17 protein-coding genes are annotated in these 18,456 nt (G+C 69.1%); 7 read left to right on the top strand and 10 right to left on the bottom strand.

Features of this window, described 5'->3' with window-relative positions; translation table 11 throughout:
• From cmdF to IE302_RS41035, 3 genes are read right to left on the bottom strand one after another with little or no spacing between them, the layout of a single operon-like run.
• A complete protein-coding gene (gene cmdF, locus IE302_RS41045; RefSeq protein WP_191259864.1) occupies positions 1–1,590 on the bottom strand; it encodes a tyrosine 2,3-aminomutase in 1,590 nt (529 codons plus the stop codon).
• Positions 1,587–3,059 (bottom strand): MFS transporter, encoded by a 1,473-nt coding sequence (locus IE302_RS41040; protein ID WP_229908300.1) that lies wholly within the window; start codon positions 3,057–3,059, stop codon positions 1,587–1,589. Before IE302_RS41040 ends, cmdF begins: the two co-directional genes overlap by 4 nt.
• A 9-nt stretch (positions 3,060–3,068) precedes the next feature.
• Positions 3,069–3,794 carry an SDR family NAD(P)-dependent oxidoreductase gene (locus tag IE302_RS41035; protein WP_191259863.1) on the bottom strand — a complete coding sequence of 242 codons (726 nt, stop codon included), beginning with the start codon at positions 3,792–3,794 and terminating at the stop codon, positions 3,069–3,071.
• Positions 3,795–3,888: 94 nt separating this feature from the next.
• On the opposite strand from IE302_RS41035, the gene IE302_RS41030 reads away from it, so the two are divergent.
• On the top strand, positions 3,889–4,452 hold the full coding sequence (locus IE302_RS41030) for a MarR family winged helix-turn-helix transcriptional regulator (protein ID WP_191259862.1): 564 nt from the start codon (positions 3,889–3,891) through the stop codon (positions 4,450–4,452).
• Positions 4,453–4,471: 19 nt separating this feature from the next.
• Here the strand turns inward: IE302_RS41030 and IE302_RS41025 are convergent, their stop codons facing one another.
• Genes IE302_RS41025 through IE302_RS40995 form a run of 7 tightly spaced genes read right to left on the bottom strand, consistent with a single transcriptional unit; the run spans position 4,472 to position 11,871 of the window.
• Entirely contained in the window at positions 4,472–5,671 is a 1,200-nt protein-coding gene (locus IE302_RS41025) for a 3-deoxy-7-phosphoheptulonate synthase (protein ID WP_191259861.1), read from the bottom strand.
• Between the two features lie 26 nt (positions 5,672–5,697).
• Positions 5,698–7,101 carry an amidase family protein gene (locus tag IE302_RS41020; RefSeq protein WP_191259860.1) on the bottom strand — a complete coding sequence of 468 codons (1,404 nt, stop codon included), beginning with the start codon at positions 7,099–7,101 and terminating at the stop codon, positions 5,698–5,700.
• Positions 7,101–8,090, bottom strand: coding sequence for a class I adenylate-forming enzyme family protein (locus IE302_RS41015; protein WP_191259859.1), 990 nt, complete (start codon positions 8,088–8,090; stop codon positions 7,101–7,103). The genes IE302_RS41020 and IE302_RS41015 overlap by 1 nt, the downstream gene beginning before the upstream one ends.
• Positions 8,087–8,389: an acyl carrier protein gene (locus IE302_RS41010; protein ID WP_191259858.1), complete on the bottom strand. Its 303-nt coding sequence runs from the start codon at positions 8,387–8,389 to the stop codon at positions 8,087–8,089. Before IE302_RS41010 ends, IE302_RS41015 begins: the two co-directional genes overlap by 4 nt.
• On the bottom strand, positions 8,386–8,793 hold the full coding sequence (locus tag IE302_RS41005; protein ID WP_191259857.1) for a hypothetical protein: 408 nt from the start codon (positions 8,791–8,793) through the stop codon (positions 8,386–8,388). The genes IE302_RS41010 and IE302_RS41005 overlap by 4 nt, the downstream gene beginning before the upstream one ends.
• 28 nt (positions 8,794–8,821) lie before the next feature.
• The gene (locus IE302_RS41000) at positions 8,822–10,558 is read right to left on the bottom strand and encodes a prenyltransferase/squalene oxidase repeat-containing protein (RefSeq protein WP_191259856.1); all 1,737 of its coding nucleotides are present in this window, start codon (positions 10,556–10,558) and stop codon (positions 8,822–8,824) included.
• Positions 10,555–11,871: a phenylacetate--CoA ligase family protein gene (locus IE302_RS40995; protein WP_191259855.1), complete on the bottom strand. Its 1,317-nt coding sequence runs from the start codon at positions 11,869–11,871 to the stop codon at positions 10,555–10,557. The genes IE302_RS41000 and IE302_RS40995 overlap by 4 nt, the downstream gene beginning before the upstream one ends.
• A 381-nt stretch (positions 11,872–12,252) precedes the next feature.
• On the opposite strand from IE302_RS40995, the gene asnB reads away from it, so the two are divergent.
• From asnB to IE302_RS40965, 6 genes are read left to right on the top strand one after another with little or no spacing between them, the layout of a single operon-like run.
• On the top strand, positions 12,253–14,082 hold the full coding sequence (gene asnB, locus IE302_RS40990; RefSeq protein ID WP_191259854.1) for an asparagine synthase (glutamine-hydrolyzing): 1,830 nt from the start codon (positions 12,253–12,255) through the stop codon (positions 14,080–14,082).
• A gap of 20 nt (positions 14,083–14,102) precedes the next feature.
• On the top strand, positions 14,103–15,167 hold the full coding sequence (locus IE302_RS40985; protein WP_191259853.1) for an ornithine cyclodeaminase: 1,065 nt from the start codon (positions 14,103–14,105) through the stop codon (positions 15,165–15,167).
• A 36-nt stretch (positions 15,168–15,203) separates the two neighbouring features.
• Positions 15,204–16,217, top strand: coding sequence for an iron-containing redox enzyme family protein (locus IE302_RS40980; protein WP_191259852.1), 1,014 nt, complete (start codon positions 15,204–15,206; stop codon positions 16,215–16,217).
• A complete protein-coding gene (locus tag IE302_RS40975) occupies positions 16,217–16,471 on the top strand; it encodes a CDGSH iron-sulfur domain-containing protein (protein ID WP_191259851.1) in 255 nt (84 codons plus the stop codon). Before IE302_RS40980 ends, IE302_RS40975 begins: the two co-directional genes overlap by 1 nt.
• Before the next feature lie 3 nt (positions 16,472–16,474).
• Positions 16,475–17,515 (top strand): pyridoxal-phosphate dependent enzyme, encoded by a 1,041-nt coding sequence (locus tag IE302_RS40970; RefSeq protein ID WP_191259850.1) that lies wholly within the window; start codon positions 16,475–16,477, stop codon positions 17,513–17,515.
• 14 nt (positions 17,516–17,529) lie between these two features.
• The gene (locus IE302_RS40965) at positions 17,530–18,453 is read left to right on the top strand and encodes an ornithine carbamoyltransferase (RefSeq protein ID WP_191259849.1); all 924 of its coding nucleotides are present in this window, start codon (positions 17,530–17,532) and stop codon (positions 18,451–18,453) included.
• The last annotated feature ends 3 nt before the right edge of the window (positions 18,454–18,456 follow it).

Raw genomic sequence — 18,456 nt, 5'->3', positions numbered from 1 at the left:
TCACCGCAGCCCGGTTTCGTGGCGGACGACCGCGTCGAGGAAGTCCCCGCGGGAGAGCGCGGCGGCCAGTGCCCCGATGTCGTCGCTCAGGCACCGGTCCCGGTCCAGCGCCGGGACCGTCGCCCGCACCTGGTCGTGGGTGATCCGGCCGAGCGGGCCGAGGCGCGGGTACCGGCCCGACACGTCGACGGCTTGCGCGGCGGCGAGCAGTTCCACCGCCAGGATCCAGTTGTTGTTCGCCAGTACGCGGCGGGCGTTTCTCGCCCCGATCAGGCCCATGCTGACCACGTCCTGGTTGTCGGCGTTGGCGGGCACGCTCTGGGTGCTGGCGGGGCCGATGGTCCGGTTCTCCGCGACCAGCGCGCTCGCCGGGTACTGCGCTCCGGCGAGCCCGCTGTGCAGGCCGGGATCGTTCGCGATGAGGAACTCGGGCAGCCCGTCGTTGAGATGCCGGTTCAGCAGCCGATGCGTGCGCCGTTCGGAGAACACGCCGAGCTGGGTGAGCGCGATCGTGCAGTGGTCCATCGCGAACGCGATCGGCTGGCCGTGGAAATTCGCGCCGTGGAAGAGCTCTTCTTCGCCGGAATCGCCGAAGTAGAGGGGATTGTCGTTGGCGGAGTTGAGTTCGATCTCCAGGGTGGCTTCGGCTTGCCGGAGGGTGTCGCGGACGGCGCCGAGCACCTGCGGCACCGCGCGCAGGGTGTACGCCTTCTGCAGGTACACCTCGCCGTCTCCGTCGCGGGCCTGCCGGGAGAGTTCGGCGTGGTCGACGGCGAGCTCGCTGCCTTTCAGCAGCAGGCGCAGGTTCGCCGCGGTGTCGATCTGACCCCGGTGGGGCCGGGCCCGCTCGTGCCCGACGGCGAGGAACGGGCTCGTCGAGCCGCGCAGCACCTCCACGACCAGCGCGGAGATGATCTCGGCCTGCCGCACCTGGTCGAGCGCCCGGCCGACCACCAGAGCACCGAGTCCGGTCATCGCCGACGTGCCGTTGATCAGCGCGAGACCTTCCTTGGCCCGCAAGTCCAGTGGCACGATCCCGTGCCGTTCGAGGACCGGCCCGGTCGGTGTCCGCTCGCCGCCTTCGAGGACGTAACCCTCGCCGATCAGGGTGCAGGCGACGTGGGAGAGCGGCGCGAGGTCCCCGCTGGCGCCCAGCGACCCGATCTCCGGCACGGCCGGGATGATGTCCAGGTTCAGGTACGCGGCCAGCCGGTCGAGGACGACCGGGCGCACGGCCGAATAGCCTTTGGCGAGCGCGTTGAGCCGGGCCGCGATCATCGCCCGGACCTCGTCCCCGGCGAACAGCGGGCCGACCCCGGCGCTGTGGCTGCGGACGAGGTTCGTCTGCAGGGCCACCTCGTCGCCCGCCCCGACCGGATGGTGCACCAGTTCGCCGTATCCGGTGGTGACGCCGTAGACGGGAACGCCCCTGGCCACCATTTCCTCGAACGACTTCCGGTTGCTCTCGACGGCGGCCAGCGCGTCCGGGGCCACCGTGCACGGCGCCCGGTGCTCGGCGATCCGCCGGACACCGGCGAGGTCCAGGCTTTCGCCGTCGAGTTCGACAGGTCGGTGTTTCCTCGTCGTCACAGTCCGGCTCCCGCCTCTGTCGTCGTCCTCGATCGGCCGAGCACCCAGCTCAGCACCGCCGTCGCCACGGCGAGCGCCGCGAGCACCCCGCAGGTGACGACGAACGCGTCACCGAAATCGCTCGCGGGGATCGACACCGTGTCCTGTGGATTGCGGCCCAGCGCGGCGCGGTAGACCGTGCCGATCCCCGCGATCCCGACGGCCATCGCGGCCTGCGTGACGGTGTTCAGCACCCCGGAACCCGCCCCGGTCAGGTCCGGCGGCACCTGGGCCATGGCGATGCCGACCAGCGGTGAGACCACCAGTCCCTGCCCGATCCCGGACAGCCCGATGGTCGCCGCGAGCGCGACGGCCTGGGTGCCGGTGCCCGCCTGCACGATGAACGGCATCGGCAGGAAGCTCACGAACATCAGGAGCGCGCCGGTGATCAGCACGCGGGTTCCGAAGCGTTCGGCGAGCCGGCGTCCGGCCACCGAGGCCACCGCGAACCCGACGCCCAGGGGCACGAACACCACACCGGTGGCCAGCGGGTCCAGGCGCAACGCGGACTGGAGGTAGTAGGTCAGCACCAGGAAGTAGCCCGCGTTGCCGGCGAAGAACACCGTCACCGTCGCCATGCTGGCCGGGAACCCGCGCCCGCGCAGGACGCGGGCGGGCAGCAGCGGATCCCCGCCGCGCGCGGCGAGCCTGTTCTCGTAGCGGAACAGGCAGGCCGTCAGCAGCGCGGCGGCGGCGAAACAGAGCCAGATCCACGGCGGCCAGCCGTGTTCCGGGCCGAGCGACAACGGGATCAGCAGGATGGGCAGCACGGACGCGGTGAGCACCGTCCCCACCATGTCCAGCGGCGCGGTGGTCTCGCTCCGGCTCTCCCGGACCGTCGACGGCGCGGCCAGCAGGATGAGCAGGCCGATCGGCACGTTGATCAGGAAGATCGTCCGCCACTCCAGCCCGGCGACGTCCACGTTCAGGAGCAGCCCGCCGCCGATCAGCCCGGCGACGACTCCGAGCCCGATCACCGACCCGTAGGCGCCGATAGCGCGCTGCCGGTCCTGATGACGGGCGAAGGTGCCCTGGATGATCGACAGCACCTGGGGCATCAGGACGGCGGCCGCGGCGCCCTGCACGACTCGTGCCGCGATCAGGAGATTCGCCGTCGGGCACAGCGCGCACAGCAACGAGGCGACGGTGAACGCCGCGACGCCGTACTGGAACACCTTCTTGCGGCCGAACCGGTCGCCGAGCTTCCCGCCGGTCACCATTCCCGCCGCGTAGGCGATCACGTAGCCGTCGATGACGAACTGCATCTGGCCGAAGCTCGCGCCCAGATCCGCTTGGATGGGCGGGCTGGCCACGTTCACGATGAACATGTCGATCTGGCCCATGAACGTGGCCAGCAGGACCACCCCGATCCCCGCCCAGTCACGAGGACCCGGCACGGTCGAGGGCGCGGTGTCCGCGACGGCAACCATTTTCGTCCTTTACCTGGTCGGGTGGGCGCCGCCGTTGACCCCGAAGGTCTGCCCGGTGATGTGGCGCGCGCCGGTGGAAGCGAGGAAGTACACCGTTTCGGCGATGTCGGCGGGGACCCCGGCGCGGCCGGTGCTGGTCGCCTCGATCAGCTGCTCGGCCCGCTCGGCGGGAAGCTTGTCCCGGAAGAACTCGGTCTCGCGGATGTAGCCCGGCGAAACCACGTTCGCGGTGATCTTGCGGGCGCCGAGCCGCTTGGCCAGGTCGACGTTCCACGACGCGAGCCCGGCCTTGGCCGCGCCGTACGATCCGGCGCCCTGGTCGGCGGCGATGGACCCGATGTGGATCACCGATCCGCCTTCGGCCAGTTTGCCCTCGGCCGCGGTGGTGGTCAGCACGGCGCTGATCAGGTTGGCGTCCAGGTTGGCCCGCCAGTGCGCGAGGACCCCGGCCAGCCCGTCCTGCTCGGGGAGATCGAAGTCGGTGTTGCCGCCGGCGTTGTTGACCAGCACGTCGATCGGCCCGGCCAGGCCGTCCAGCGCGGCGGTCACCTCCTCGGGATCGGTGCTGTCGCAGACGAGCGGCCGCACCGACGAGCCCAGCTCGCCCGCCGTCGAGACCAGTACCTCCTTGCGCCTGCCGGTGATGTGCACGATGGCGTCGGACGCCGCGAACCTCGCCGCCACGGCCCTTCCGATGCCGGTGCCCCCGCCGGTGACCAGGATCGTCCGGGTCATCTAGCCTCCTTCGTGTTGGTCGGTCCTAACTCACGTTTAGGCCTAAATGATAGGCTGTGTGCCGTGCAGCCGACAACCGCGGTGGAGGTCTGGGATGAGTGCAGCGTCCGAAAAGGACCCCACGCCGGACGCCGCGGACGAGATCGAGGAGGCGTGGCAGCGCGAACGGCCCGGCACGTCGACCGAGTCCATCGGCATCGTGACGCGGGTGTGGCAGCTGGCCAAGTTGTTCGGTGAGGACCGCCGGCGCGTCCTGCTGGACTCCGACGTCGATTCGGCCACGTTGGACCTGCTCAGCGTGCTCCGGCGCAGTTCGCCGCCGTACTCGCTGACGACCAGGGAACTGGCGAGGCTGACCCTGGTCACGGCGGGAGCGATCTCGCAGCGGGTCGCCCGCGCGGAACGCGAGGGTCTGGTCGTGCGGCACACCGAGCCGCCCGGCCGCAGCGTGTTCGTGACGCTGACACCGGCCGGGCACTCGCTGGTGGAACAGACCGTCGATCGGGTACTCGAACGGGAACTCGAACTGGTTTCCGGGCTGAGCGAAGAACAGCGGGCCCAGCTCGCCTCATTGCTACGGGTACTGCTCGCCGAGGTGCAGGTTCGCTGTGACGATCACGGCGTTTCCCACGTCGGCGATGTCGGCACGGCGCTCTGAACCCCGCCGCGCCGGGGGTTCAGAGCAGCTTGGTGAAATGCCGGACGACCCGCTGCGCCTGATCCGGGTTCAGCCGGGGATCGCAGGCCGACTCGTACCGGTCCAGCCGGAGCGCGCCGGTCAGCTCGGCCGTCGTGTCCACGCATTCGGTCACCGGGTCGGGGCTGACTTCGAGGTGGAGCCCGCCCGGGTGGACCCGGTGCTCCCGCAGGATCCGGCAGAAGTCGCCGACCTCGGCCTCGATGTCCGTCACCACCCGGGTCTTCTGCCCGGCCGTGGTCTTCTTGGTGTTGCCGTGCATGGGATCGCTCAGCCAGGTCACCTGCCCGGCCCGCGTGCCGAGCGCGGTCACCAGCGCGGGGAGCCGGTCCGCGATCTTCTCCGCGCCCATGCGGACGATCAGGCTCAGCCTTCCCCGGCCATGCCCGGTGGCCAGCCGGTCGACGATGGCGATCAGCTCTTCCGGGGTCGCGTTCGGGCCGATCTTCACTCCGACGGGGTTGGTGATCCGCTCGGCGAACGCGAGATGCGCGTGATCGAGCTGTCTGGTGCGCTCACCGATCCACACCATGTGGGCGGAGGAGGCGTAGTTGCCGCCGCGGGCCTTGTCCTGCCGCAGCAGGGCGTGCTCGAAGTCCAGCAGCAGGGCTTCGTGGCTGATGTAGGTCGGTGCCAGCATCGAGCTGATCCCGCTGCCGCCCTCGGAAAGCAGCAGCTGCCGCATGAACAACGCGTCCAGGCCGGTCGCCGTGAGGTCGTAGGCGGTGAGCAGGCGTGCCGGATCGGCTCGCCTGGCCTCGGCGGTGGGGTTCAGGCCGTTCACCGCGTCGCCGCGGTAGACCGGGATCTCCGTGCCGTCCGGCAGGACTTCCGTCGCGCAGGAACGGGGTTTGGCGAACTGCCCGGCGAACCGGCCGATCCGGACGGTCGGCACCCCGGCGGATTCGGCGGTTTCGCAGAGGTGGTGCAGCTGCGATGCTTTGGCCTGGACCCGGTGCCGCGCCGAGTCGGAGAACAGTTCGGCACAGTCGCCCGCCTGGATCACCACGGCTTCCCCGCGGGCGACGAATTCGAGTTCGCCGGCGAGCGCGTGACACGAATGGGCGTCGACGAGCGGTGGCCTGCCGTGCAATTCGTTCCGCACGGCGGCCAGTTCCTCCGGCGCGGACCAGTCGGGTTGGTGGGCGGCGGCGATTTCCAGCACTGCGTCGGGGATCATCACGGTCTCCTGTGTGGTGGTGGTGATCACGCGGGGCGAAGCTCCGGCGGTTTCAGCCGGAGCTGGACCCGTCGGGCCAGATCGATCAGCCGTTCTTCACTGCCGGGCGGGCCGACGATCTGCACCCCGAGCGGCGCCCGGTTCACCCGGCTGAGACGGACGGGCACGGCGACGGCGGGCAACCCGGCGAAACTGGCGATGGGGGTGTACCCGATCCGCCGGTCGTAGTCGGCTTCCCCGGGGGCGGGGATGGTGGTGGCGACCCGGCGGCCGGTCCGGATGTCGGGTGGGGGAGAGGGATCCAGCGGCAGCAGCCAGGCATGCGTGTGATCGCCGAAGCGGGCGGCGTTCTCCTGACGGCAGGAGTACATCGCGTCGAGGATCTCCGCGTACTGGGCGTCGGTCACCCGGGCGCCGATCTCCAGCGTCTGCTCGGTGCTCTCGTGCACCGGCACGGTGATCCAGTGCCGCCACAGCCGGTAGCCGTCCCACGCCTGCCGCGCGCAGAGCTGCCAGGCGTCGCCGCGACGCTGCCAGAGCTCGTCGCCCACCCTGAGATCGGTCGTCTCGTGGCCGTCGTCTGCCAGCGCGGCGCTGACCAGGTCCAGTGTCTCCAGCATTTCGGGAGCGCACGAGCCGTCCCGTACGTTGGCGGGCACACCGATGCGGTACCGGGCGGGCGGCGTCCGCCCGGGCTGACCGAGCAGGGTGTGAAGACCCAGGCGCCGCCACAGGAACGCGAGATCCTCGGCCGTGCGCGCCACCCAGCCGACCGCGTCCATCGGTGGTGACAACGGGAAGATGCCGGGCAGCAGCCCGGGATCGTGCGTCATCCGCAGGCCGACGGTGCCGCAGTGCCCGGCGGGCCACCGCACCGACCCGAGCACGTCCGTGCCCATCGCGAGGTCACAGATGCCGGCGGCGACGGCGACGCCCGCGCCGGTACTCGAACCGGCGGGGTCGATGTGCGGGAAATAGGGATTCACGCAGCCGGAGCCGACACCGATGTTCAGCTCGGTGCTGACGACCTTGCCGATCACCTGGTCCTCGACGCCGTCGAGCCGGGAGAGCGCCGTCGCCGACACCGCCGGATGATGCCGGTAATGGCGCAGCCCCAAGGAAGTGGGCAGGCCGGCGACGTCGATGGTGTCCTTGACGCCGACCCGGATCAGCGGCGTACCCGAGGCCGGGGTCCGCCGCGCGGTGACCGCCCGGTACCGGGCATCGGCCACGGAGTACCAGGTTTCGTTCTGCTCCGTCCATTTCCGGTCGTCCCACTCGCCTCGGTCGTGCCGGGCGCATCGTTCGGCCAGCGGCAGCTCCAGCAGATCGGGAAGTTCCGGGCGATCGTCCGGGTAGGTGATCCCGGCGTGCTCGGCGTACCCGGTCAGCGACGCGGCCGGCGCGGAGGGAAGCGGGCGGCCCGCCATCAGCTCGCCCCTTGAGTGAGTGCGTACAGGGCGGTGACGGCGATCTTCCCGGTCGAGGTCCGGGGGATGCGCCGGACCTGGTGCACCGCGCGCGGCGGGGTGACGTCGTGCATGACCTTCCGCAACCGGGCGAAGATCTGCTGGCGGGAAAGGTTCCGATCGGAGCTGTAGAACAGTTCGTAGTGCTCGGCGCGGACGGGATCGTGTACGGGCAGGCAGGCCACGTCCAGGCCGTCGGCCGGGTTCCGCAGCGCGGTCGCGAGTTCCTCCAGGTTGACCCGCGCCCCGTTCACCTTGATCAGCGCCGAAGCCCGCCCGTGGAAGGCGAAGGACCGGCCTTCGCGATGGATGACGTCGGGCAGCTGCCACGTTTCCGGCCTGGCCGCCATGTCGCCGCGGCGGGCCAGCCGGGGGCTCCGGATGTGGAGCCACTGTCCCGGACTTTCGCGCGGATCGGCGAACTCGACGTCGGGCAGGAGCCGCCAGCGTCCCGTCTCGGTACCGGCCGGTGCGATCTCCCGGTGCGCGATCCCGCCGGTCTCGGTGGATCCGAACAGCTCGAACGCGCGGAAACCGGTGCCGGACAACGCGGCCATCACCTCACCGGTGGCCGGTACCGTCGGCCCGGTCCCGTGCAGGGCGACCGCCGAGGGGAGCGCCTTGAGCCGGTCGAGCAGATGACGCAGCACCAGCCAGCTCGACGGCAGGCAGACGAACAGCGTCCGCTTGTCCTCCACCTCGGGCGGCAATCCGGTGGGCGCGTGGGTGAGATGGTGCACGGGAACGTCGCGCATCTCCGGCAGGACCTGTGCGAACAGCCTGCCGAACAGGTGCTCCACCGGCGCGAAGCTGACGATCTGCTCGATCTCGCCGACGAGTTCGTCCGCGATGAGCCCGGCCTCGGCCCGCAGCTGGTCCGGGGTCCGCAGCCAGACGGCGGGGGTACCCGTGTGCCCGGACGTGCGGAACTCGATCTCCGGCGCCGTCATCGAGCCCCTCCGAAGACGGCCCTGTCCTCCAGCTGGGAATGGACGAACTCGGCGATGCGGTCCAGCTGCGCGAAGGTGTAGCGGACGTCGTGCTCGACGAAGTCGACCTCGATGCCGAACTCCTTTTCCATCGCGGTGACGCATTCCATCGCGCCGAGGCTGTCGTAGCGGTCGCCGAGAGTTTCCGGGAGCGGCGTGTCGGCGGGAAGGTCGTCGATCTCCGGACCGAACAGGCCGGCCAGCACGGTCCTGGTCCGGGCCTGGAGGGAGTCGAGGGTGGGCACGGAAGATACGGTCATCGGTTTCCCCTCAGTGTGGAGTCCGCGCGACGGAGGTGTCCCTGGACACCGAAGTACACGGATTCCTTGGGTGTGGGCCGGAATTCCAGGTAGAAGAACGGAGTCCCGGTGGTCATGCCGAGCGAGTCGGCGAGTACGTCGGCCAGTTCCTCGTAGAAGGCTTCGTCCCGTCCGACGGACACGCAGCAGACGACACTCGCGTGGTGCAGACCGTCGTCTTCGCGCGGAAGGGCTTCGATCGGCAGTCCGCCGACGAACACCGAGCCTTCCTCGGTCCGTTCGAACCGCACGACCACGTGTTTGCGGTCGCTGTCGTGTTCGGCGAACCAGCGGGTCAGCCGGACGGCTATCGCCCGGCGTTCCACAGTGGACAGAGCTGTCGTGCGAATGGTGATGGTGGGCATGGATTTCCCCAGGATGGAAGGGTTTCCCTCAGGACAGGGTGAGCGCGGGCAGGGCCGCCCGGCGTCCCTCGCTCCGTTCGCGAAGCAGCGTGCCGAGACAATCGGCCAGCACCCCGCCGCCGGTCGGCGCGAGCGGTGTCCACCCGATTCCCTCCGGCCGGACGAGCCGGTCGAGGAAGACGGTCAACCGGGCGAAATCCACGAAGACCCGCTGACGGTCCGCGGTCACCACCGCTTCGTAGGTGCTCAGCAGATCCGGCATGCGCGAGCCCACGTTGGCGAAGCCGCCACTGGGCACCCGATGGCGTTCGAGTAGCGCGGCCAGTTCGCCGGGTGCGGCCCGGCCGAGTTGCTCCTTGATCCGCATCGCCTGCAATCCGGCACGGAGGGTGGGAGGCGCCCCCGGCACGTGCCGGTGACCCTCCTCGTCGCGGCAGCCGAGGACGAACTCCGCCAGCCGCGTGGTGTCCAGTACCCGCGAGACCGGAATTCCGAGCAGCCGCAAGGTTTCCACCGCCGCCGCGGTGGAGACCAGATCCGATCCCCGGCCTTCCCAGTAGCCGAAACCACCGTCCGGGTTCTGCAGCCCGGCCAGCCAGTCCGCGATTTCGAGCGGTGCGGTGGAATCGGCCTCGGCGGCTCCCGCGGCGAGCGCCCACAGGGTGCACCGCACTTCGCTGCCCCGGGCGGGCATGTACATGATCCCGCCCTCGTTCGGCAGCCGGCATCCGGCCAGCCAGGTACGCCACCGCTCCTGTCGCGGATCGTCGGCCGCCGTCATCAAGGCGGTGGCCGCGGTGCTCAGCGCGTCCCCGGCCCGATCGGGTTCGCGGTAGGTGAAACCACCGGAGGGACAGGAAAGCGCGCGCAGCCTGCGCAGTACGGGGGCGGTGTGCGGGCCGGTGTCCGCGCCCAGCGACCGCAGCGAGCCGATCGCGCAGAACGAAGCCCAGACGTCGGCCACGTCGTAACCGGCCCACCGGACGAAGGAGCCGTCGGTCGTCCGGCGGTCCAGGATCCAGTCGAGGCAAGCCTGTTTCCCCGCCGGGGCCGAGCCCAGCGTTTCCAGCGCGGCCGTCGCCCGGTAGGTGGCCCACATGCACGCGGTGTCCGCCGACGGCCCGAACCGGAAACCGCCTTCGGCCGACTGCTGATCCCGCAGCCAGCGCACGAGCGCGGGACCGTTCCACGGAAGCGCCAGATCCGGTTCCAGGGACCGCAACGCCCGCCAGGACATCACCCCGTAGAAGCAGGCACGGACGTCGGAAGCCGTGGCCCCGGCATGCTCAGGCGACCAGCCGAGGCCCCCGTCCGGCGCCTGCAGCGCGCGCAGCCAGCTCACCAGCCGTTCGCGGTCCGGCGGGGTGTCCCCGCACAGTTCGACCACGCTGCGCACCGAAAAATGCGTGGCCCAGACGTCGGGGGCCTGTCCGGGCAGCATCGCGTACGCGTCACCCGACCAGGTCCGGCGCAGCCAGTCCCGCGTCGCGCCGAGCTTGGGGATGTCGGCACCGAGTTCGGCCATCGCCTGCGTGCAGTAGAAGGTCGCCCACGCGTCGGAGGCCATTCCCTTGCTCCAGGCGTAGCCGCCGTCGGTGTTGCGGCGGCTGCTCAGGTAATCGACGGTGGCCGCGTTGCCGGGCAGCTCGCCCGCCCGGTCCAGCCACGCGGCCGTGCGGACCGCGGCGTAGGTGCACCACAGGTCGGCTTCACCGGTGGTGACGGCGGTCCCGAGCGGCGCGTGGGGAGCGAGACGCGCGGTCATCCGCCCGCCCCCACGACCCGGAAGTTGGACCGTTTCCAGCTTTTCTGCGAAGCGCCGCTCTTCGTGCTCGCGGGCAACTGGTTGACGAAGAGCACCTCGTCCCACTCCAGGCCGAGCACCTCGCGGGACGAATGCTGGAGGCGGTCGGCCATCGTGGCTTCCCCCGCCCTGTCCCAGTGCACGTCCCGTTCCAGGATCAGCCGGGCGAAGGCGCCCGGCGCGTCGGTCTCCATCAGGTAGCCGGTCGCCTCGGTTTCGCCGTAGACCACCTCTTCGACCGCGCGCACGGTGAGCTTCGCGCCGCGCACGGCCACGGCGTCGGAACCGCGGCCGACGACCTCGATCACCGGGGCACGGTCGCCGCAGTCGCACCGGGTGCCCATCCGCACGTCGTCCCCGGTGTCCAGGCGCAGGACGCACCGGGCGTGCAGGTTGAGCGGGGTGACCACGAGCCGTCCGGCGCCGGATGGCGGCAGCGGGCGGACCGTTCCGTCGTCGCCCGCGAGTTCGAAGTAGTTGGTGGCGGTCAGCAGATGCAGGCGATCCCTCGCGCAGCCGGCGGCCAGGGTGCCGGTCTCCGTGCTGCCGTAACTCGCGTCCAGCACGGAGGCGTCCCACCACCGGCCGAGCCGGGTCCGGAACGGCGCGGTGCTGACCTCGCCGAGCAGCATGAACCGGCGCACGCCGGCGCTCAGTTCCGCCAGCAGACCGCGTTGTTTGAGCAGCCTGCTGAACTGCAGTGCCACTCCGGGCGCCGCGAAAACAGTGGTCGGCCGGAAGGACCGGCACAATCCGATCAGCCGGTCCCAGTCGGAGATCCCGGTGGCGAACGGATAGGCCCGGGTATGCGGTCGCCCCAGGTACTCGCAGACGCCGACGATAAGGTCCGCCACCGGCACGATGTCCGAGGGCAGCATAATCAATACACGATCATTTTCCGGCAACAGATCACGCCAGGCCTCGGCCACCGAAACGGTGTTCCAGATTATGTCCTCCGCCAGCCGGGGGGTCGGCGTCGGCAGTCCGGTCGTCCCGGTTGTTTCATAATATTTGGCCGCCGCGTCGACCGAGGCCGCCAAGAATTCGTATGGGTTTTCCTTGAGGCGATACTTGCTGGTGGTGCCGAGTTCCTCGAACCTGGCGAAGGAGTACTCCGGGAGGCCGACGTAGGCTTCGGTCCGCTCGGCCCTTCGCCACGTCTGGGAGAGTTTCCGCAGGTAGAAGTCTTTACTGGGCAGGCTCCGCTGCTGTTCGCGGATCTCGTTCCCTGCCTGCTCAACCAGCCGCAACCGATCGCTGCCGTTGATGATCAAGGACAATTCCTCCCCAGGAAATAAAGCTCGGTCAATGACCCGTCGTTACCCCATGGCAATTCAATTGCCGGTAGAGTTTAGCACTAAACGCGGAGCTGTCGCAACTTGTCCTGCGAGACATCGAGAGCCGTCTCAAACGCGCCGACGTCACTCTGGTGGCGGTACGGGCGCTGTTGTGCGCTGAGTACTGTCCTCGCCAGATGAATTACCGGCAGTCGTCGGCGTGCGTCCACACTCTAACGCCGCCCTGGTCGGTGAAACACCCCACTTTCGTTCTCCCGGTCGCGCCAAGCCAATGACACGTGTCGCCGGGGTGAACGACTCATCGCAGCGTACGAGCGAATCGAGCTGTACCAGCATGCCTCTAAGACAGGGAGCGTCATGTGCGGAATCGCCGGCTGGATCGATCTCAGCCGTCCCACCGAGTGGAAAGAAGTCGAGCTCGAACGCATGACCCGTACGCTCGTCCGCCGCGGTCCGGACGACGAAGGGCTGTGGGCGGACGGGCATGTGGGACTCGGGCACCGCAGGCTGGCCATTCTCGACGTGCGCCGGGGCGTGCAGCCCATGATCGCGGGCTCGTCCGGGCAGCCGCACGCCGTGCTCTGCTACAGCGGGGAGGTCTACAACTTCCTTGAGCTGAGAGCGGAACTGGCCTCGCGCGGACACGTCTTCCGGACCCACGGCGACACTGAAGTGGTGCTCAACGCCTATCTGGAGTGGGGCGAGGGCTTCGTCGAACGGCTCAACGGGATGTTCGCCTTCGCGCTCTGGGACCCGCGTGCGCGGAGACTGCTCCTGGTCCGCGACCGGCTGGGCATCAAACCCCTTTACTACGCCAGGTCCGGCGAAGCGGTGCTGTTCGCGTCCGAGCCGAAAGCGGTGCTGGCCCACCCGGGGTTCACCGCGCGGATCGACCACCAGGGCCTCGCCGATCTGCTGGGGCTCGTCAAGACTCCCGGTGTCACTCCGTTCCGCGACCTGTACGAGGTGCCGCCGGGACACGTCCTCACCGTCGACGACAACGGCAGCCGACTGTCCCGGTACTGGAGCCTGCCGACAGTTCCGCACGAGGACGACATCGCGGACACGGTCGCCCACGTCCGGGAACTGCTCGTCGACACCGTGCGGCAGCAGCTGATCACCGACGTGCCGCTGTGTACGCTGCTCTCCGGCGGCTTGGACTCGAGCGCGCTGACCGCCATGGCCGCGGACGTCCTCGACAAGGCCGGGGACGGTCCGGTCCGTTCGTTCTCGGTCGATTTCGTCGGCAGCGCGGACCATTTCCGCGCCAGCGAGTTCCGGCCCGAACGGGACAATCCATACGCACTCCAGGTCGTCGACCACCTCGGGACGGCGCACCGGACCATCGAGCTGCCGGACGAAGCCCTCACGGAGGACGCGAACCGGGACGCGGTACTCGGCGCGCACGACCTTCCGCTCACCTTCGGCGACGTCGACACCTCGCTGTACTTGCTCTTCTCGGCCATCCGTGAACAGTCGACCGTCGCGCTGTCCGGCGAATCCGCGGACGAGGTGTTCGGCGGCTACAACTGGTTCCACGATCCGGCCGTCGTCGCCAAGGCGGACTTTCCCTGGCTCAGCACCATGCAGTTCGTCCCCGAGGAGATGCTGACCGCCGAGTTCCGCGAGCACACGCGGTTCGGGGAATACCGGGCCGACCGCTACCGGCAGGCGATCGGCGAAGTCGAGCACCTGCCGGGAGAAGACGCGCAGGACCGGCGGATGCGCGAGTTCGGTCATCTGCACCTCACGCGCTGGCTGCCGGTCCTGCTGGATCGCAAGGACCGGCTCAGCATGGCCGCCGGTCTCGAAGTGCGGGTGCCCTTCTGCGATCACCGGCTGGTCGAGTACGTGCACAACGTCCCGTGGAAGATCAAGACCTACGACGGCAGGGAAAAGAGCGTGCTCCGCGGCGCGGCGGCCGGGCTGCTGCCCGATTCGGTGCTGCACCGGAAGAAGAGCCCGTACCCCACCACCGCCGACACCCGGTACGAACAGGATCTGCGACGGCGGACCGGCACCCTCCTCGCGGAGAACCGTTCGCCCGCGCTGGACATCGTCGACGCGGGCGCGCTCCGCGAGCTGCTGAGCAGGCCGGACGGCTACTTCGACACCCAGCTCCGGCGCAACCCGCTGGAAACCGCCCTGAGCCTCGCCCAGTGGTACCGGGAGACGTGGAACTCGTGACCGGATCGACAGGAGGAACGATGGAGAACCTGTGGCTCGCGGACGTGCTCGCGAGGCCGGCGCCGGAGTCGGTGCGGTTCCTCGGCCGGGCCGAAGTCGTGGAGTGCCTGGCGAAGGTCGACGTCGTGGCCGCGGTCAAGGACGCGCTGATGAGCCATCACCTCGGCCGGACCATCCTGCCGAGCGAGGCCTATCTGTCGTGGACCAACCGGCACGGCGCCTACAGTCGTTCGATCGGCATGCCGGGGGCCGTGCTCGCAGACGGGGCCGAGGGCGCCTACGGCATGAAGATCATCAACGCCAGCGTGTCCAACCCGGAGTTCGGCTTGGAACGGGCCGGTGGGCTGGGGCTCTGCTTCGACGCGCGGACGGCGCGGGTGACCGCGGTGATGGAGGTCGGCGTGCTCAGCGCCGTGCGCACGGCCGCCGTGACCGCGATCGCCGTCGAAGCCGCCGGATACCAGGCGATCCGCTCGCTGGCCGTCGTCGGATGCGGGACCCAGGCGCGGGTGCACCTCGCCCTGCTCATCGCGAGATGCCCGGAGCTGAGCCGGGTCGTCCTGTGCGACGTGCGACGGACGGTGGCCCAAAGCCTCGCGGGCGAACTCGCCTCGCGGCACCCGGGAATCTCGTTCACCGTCGCGGCCACGCCTGCCGAGGCGATGGCCGAAGCGGAAACGACCGTGTTCCTGACCACCGTCGCGGACGGGTACGTCCAGCCGGACTGGGTGCGGCCGGGTTCGCTCCTGGTCAACGTCTCGCTCGGCGACCTGACCGACGAAGTCCTGACCGGAGCCTCGGCCCTGTTCGTCGACGACGTCCAGCTGATCGTCGAAAACCCCCGGCGGCCCTTGGGACGTCTGATCGGCGAAGGGCGGATCGCCGCGAAGACGGGAACGGACCGGCCCTCGATCACCGCGACGCTCGGCGAGCTGCTCGCCGGCGAGACGGTCGCGCAGCGGCCGGACACCGGTTACGTCGTCGTGAACCCTTTCGGGCTCGGCATTCTCGATGTGGCGCTGTTCGGCGCGGTCCTGCGCCAGGCGGACGACGCCGACATCGGGCAGGCACTGGAGCTCGTCTGACCCGGAATTTCCACCGTCATCATTCAGGGAGTCAAGGTGCGGTTGCCCAACCATCGCGGTCCGGTGAGCGAAATACTCGTCCGGGTCTTCCAGCGTCCTCCGGAGGCCGGTGACGAATCCGTCCTGGGAGCCATTTCGGCGACCGAGGTGGAATCCATCTCCGAGGAGGACCTGCAGCTGAGTCTGTTCCTGTGCTACGGGCCCCAGTACTGCCTCTTCGGCGAATCGGCGCAACAGTGGGAATGGGAAACCTCGCTGATCGAGCTGCGGAAGCGCCTCGAAGCCCGCTTCGCCCGCGAGCTCCGTGAAACCGCAGGTCTGCTCCCACCGGTGGACGTGGAGGAGCTTCCCGCTTTCCTGATGGAACTCGGGAAGCCGAGCCCGGGACGGTCTCTTTCGCGGTACCTCAAGCAGGACGCCACGATGGAGCAGTTCCGGGAGTTCCTCATGCACCGCTCCGTCTACAGCCTCATGGAAGCGGACCATCACAGCCTCGTCATCCCGCGGGTGCGCGGTGGCGGCAAACCGGCCCTGGTGGAGATCCAGGCCGACGAGTACGGCGGCGGAATCCCGGGCAGGCTCCATTCCCAGTTGTTCGAGCTGACCCTCGCCGAGCTCGGCATGCACACCGAATTCGGCGCGTATTTCGAGGACGTCCCGGCTTGTTCGCTGGCGAACGTGAACGTGATATCCTATTTCGGGACCTACGGTCGTCACCGGGGTGCGATGCTCGGAAATCTCGCGATGACGGAAATCGGCTCGCACTTCGTGAATCGCAATTTCCGGAACGGGCTGCAGCGGCTGGACGGGTCGGACGACTCGTGGTTGTTCTTCCAGGAGCACATCGTCGCCGATGCCGTCCACGAACAGCTCGCCGCCTACGACATGTGCGGCAAATTCGTGCGGGACAACCCGCGTGAGCTGTCCGACATGGTCTTCGGCGCCCTCGTGACGGCCGAACTGGGCGCGCGGGCCAACGAGTACCTGCTGTCCTCCTGGGAACGCGGTGAGTCCTCTTTGCGCGGCGCGACATCCGTGGCGGCGGGCTGATGGACACCCAGGGAGGGGACGCCGGGAATCCGGTGCGGAAGCCCGCGCCTGCCACGGTCGTGGTGTGCGAGGACGGGCCGGTCATCATCCGCGGCGACTACGACCTGCGCAGCCAGACCGACGAACCGATAGATCCGCAGCGGAAGACCATCGCGCTCTGCCGCTGCGGACGTTCACTGCAGAAGCCGTTCTGCGACGGCAGCCATATCTGGGCCAGGAGCATCAGCAATGGAGATCGGTCGAACCGGACGTGACCAGTGACCTGGTACAAGGGGGAGGGGAAGACGTTGCCGAGTGAACTGCACGGCCCGGTGCCGGGGAGAACCCCGATGCTGCACGCCGTGACGAGATATCGCGGCAGAACGACGAATCTCTGGTTGAAACTGGAACAGGAGAACCCATTTGGGTCCATAAAGGACAGAGTGGCGTATTCCCTGCTCTCCTCGACCTTCGAGTCGGGGGTGCTCTGCGGCGGGATCATCGAGTCGACGTCCGGAAACCTCGGCGTCGCACTGGCCAGGTACTCCCAGATCTGCGGGGTGGAGTTCACCGCCGTCGTCGACCCGCGGACGTCGCGCAAGCTCGTGCGGCAGATGCGGAGCGCGGACGCGAAGATCGTGGAAGTGACGACTCCCGACGCGACGGGCGGGTACCTGCTTTCCAGGATCGCCTACATCCGCGACCGAATGGCGGCCGAAGAGCTGCTCGTGTGGCCGAACCAGTACGAGAACCCGGCCAATCCCCGCGCGCATTCCGAGGGGACCGCCCCGGAGATCGCCGCCGCCGTCCCGCACGGGGAACTCGACGTCTTCCTCGGGGTGTCGACCGGGGGCACCGTTCGCGGGTTCACGGACTACGTCGAGCGCAACAGCCTGCCCTGGCGTTGCGTCGCGGTGGACGAAGTGGGCTCGGTGGCGCTCGGTGGCCCGCCCGCCTCTCGCAGCCTGAACGGGATCGGCGCGAGCCGGACCTCTTCCTTCGTCTCCGGGCAGGACTGCCTGAACGTGAAGGTGACCGCGGCCGAGGCGGTGGCCGCTTGCGACTGGGTCGCGAACGAGCTGGGTGTCCGTGTCGGCGGGAGCTCGGGTGCCGCCGTGGCCGGTGCCTTGCGGTGGGTCGGCGAGGGGCTCGGCGCCGAGCACGTGGTCGTCGTCTGTCCCGACGGCGGCGACCGTTACGAGGACACGATCTATTCGCCGGGCTGGCGCCGCGCGAAGGAACTCACGGCGAGGTCGGAGATGGAGTTCCCGGAAGTGTGCTCGTCGCGAGTCGTGGACAATTCGCTGGTTTTGATCTGACGGGGGTGCGCAGCATGGCCGGTTTTCTTTCTCTCGATGACGTCGACACCGAAGAACTGCACGGGATCGTCGAGCGGTCGGTCGACGTGCTCGCCCGGGAAGGGCGGCTGGAACAGAAACTGTCCGGGAAAGTGCTCGGCATCTATTTCGCCAAGACCTCGACGCGCACGCGGACCGCGTTCACGTCGGCGGCGTTGCGGCTCGGCGCCTCGGTCATCCCGTACGGTCCCGGCGATCTTCAGCTCAACACCGGTGAGTCGCTGCACGACACCGGCCGGATGTTCGGCGCGATGCTCGACGGGCTGGTGATGCGCACCGCGGGCCCGCTCGAAGAGATGCGGCTGGTGGCCCGCAGCGGGGGATTGCCCGTGGTGAACGCGATGGCCGCGCAGGAGCACCCGACTCAGGGCGTCTGCGACGCGGCGACGATGCTTCGGCACTTCGGTCAAGTGGACGGATTGTCGGTGCTGTACGTCGGCGAAGGGAACAACACGGCCGCGGCGCTGGGAAAGATCCTCAGTACCTATCGTGGTGTCACGGTGGTTTTCGCCACGCCGAAGGGGTACGGGCTCGATGCCGCCCTGCTCGGGTCGCTGGAGGAAAAGGGCGCGGCCTCGGCTTCCCGGTTCATCGAGACCCACGACCTCGATTCGGCCGAGATCGCGGCCGACGTCGTCTACACGACTCGCTGGCAGACCACGGGTACGGCGAAGCCGAGCGCGGACTGGCGGGAGGACTTCCGTCCGTTCCACGTGGACGACGAGGTCATGGCCCGGTGGCCGGACGCGGTGTTCATGCACGACCTGCCCGCGCACCGCGGTGACGAGGTCAAGGGATCGGTGCTCGACGGGGACCGCTCGATCGCCTGGGAGCAGGCACGGATGAAGTACGGCAGCGCGGTGGCGATCCTGGAATGGATCTACCGCGACTCCCGGTGAACA

The organism is Amycolatopsis oliviviridis (assembly GCF_014654365.1).
In the GTDB taxonomy this organism is placed as follows: domain Bacteria; phylum Actinomycetota; class Actinomycetes; order Mycobacteriales; family Pseudonocardiaceae; genus Amycolatopsis; species Amycolatopsis oliviviridis.
Note: the sequence above shows the minus strand (reverse complement) of the source record. Positions and strands in the feature narration are given on the sequence as shown.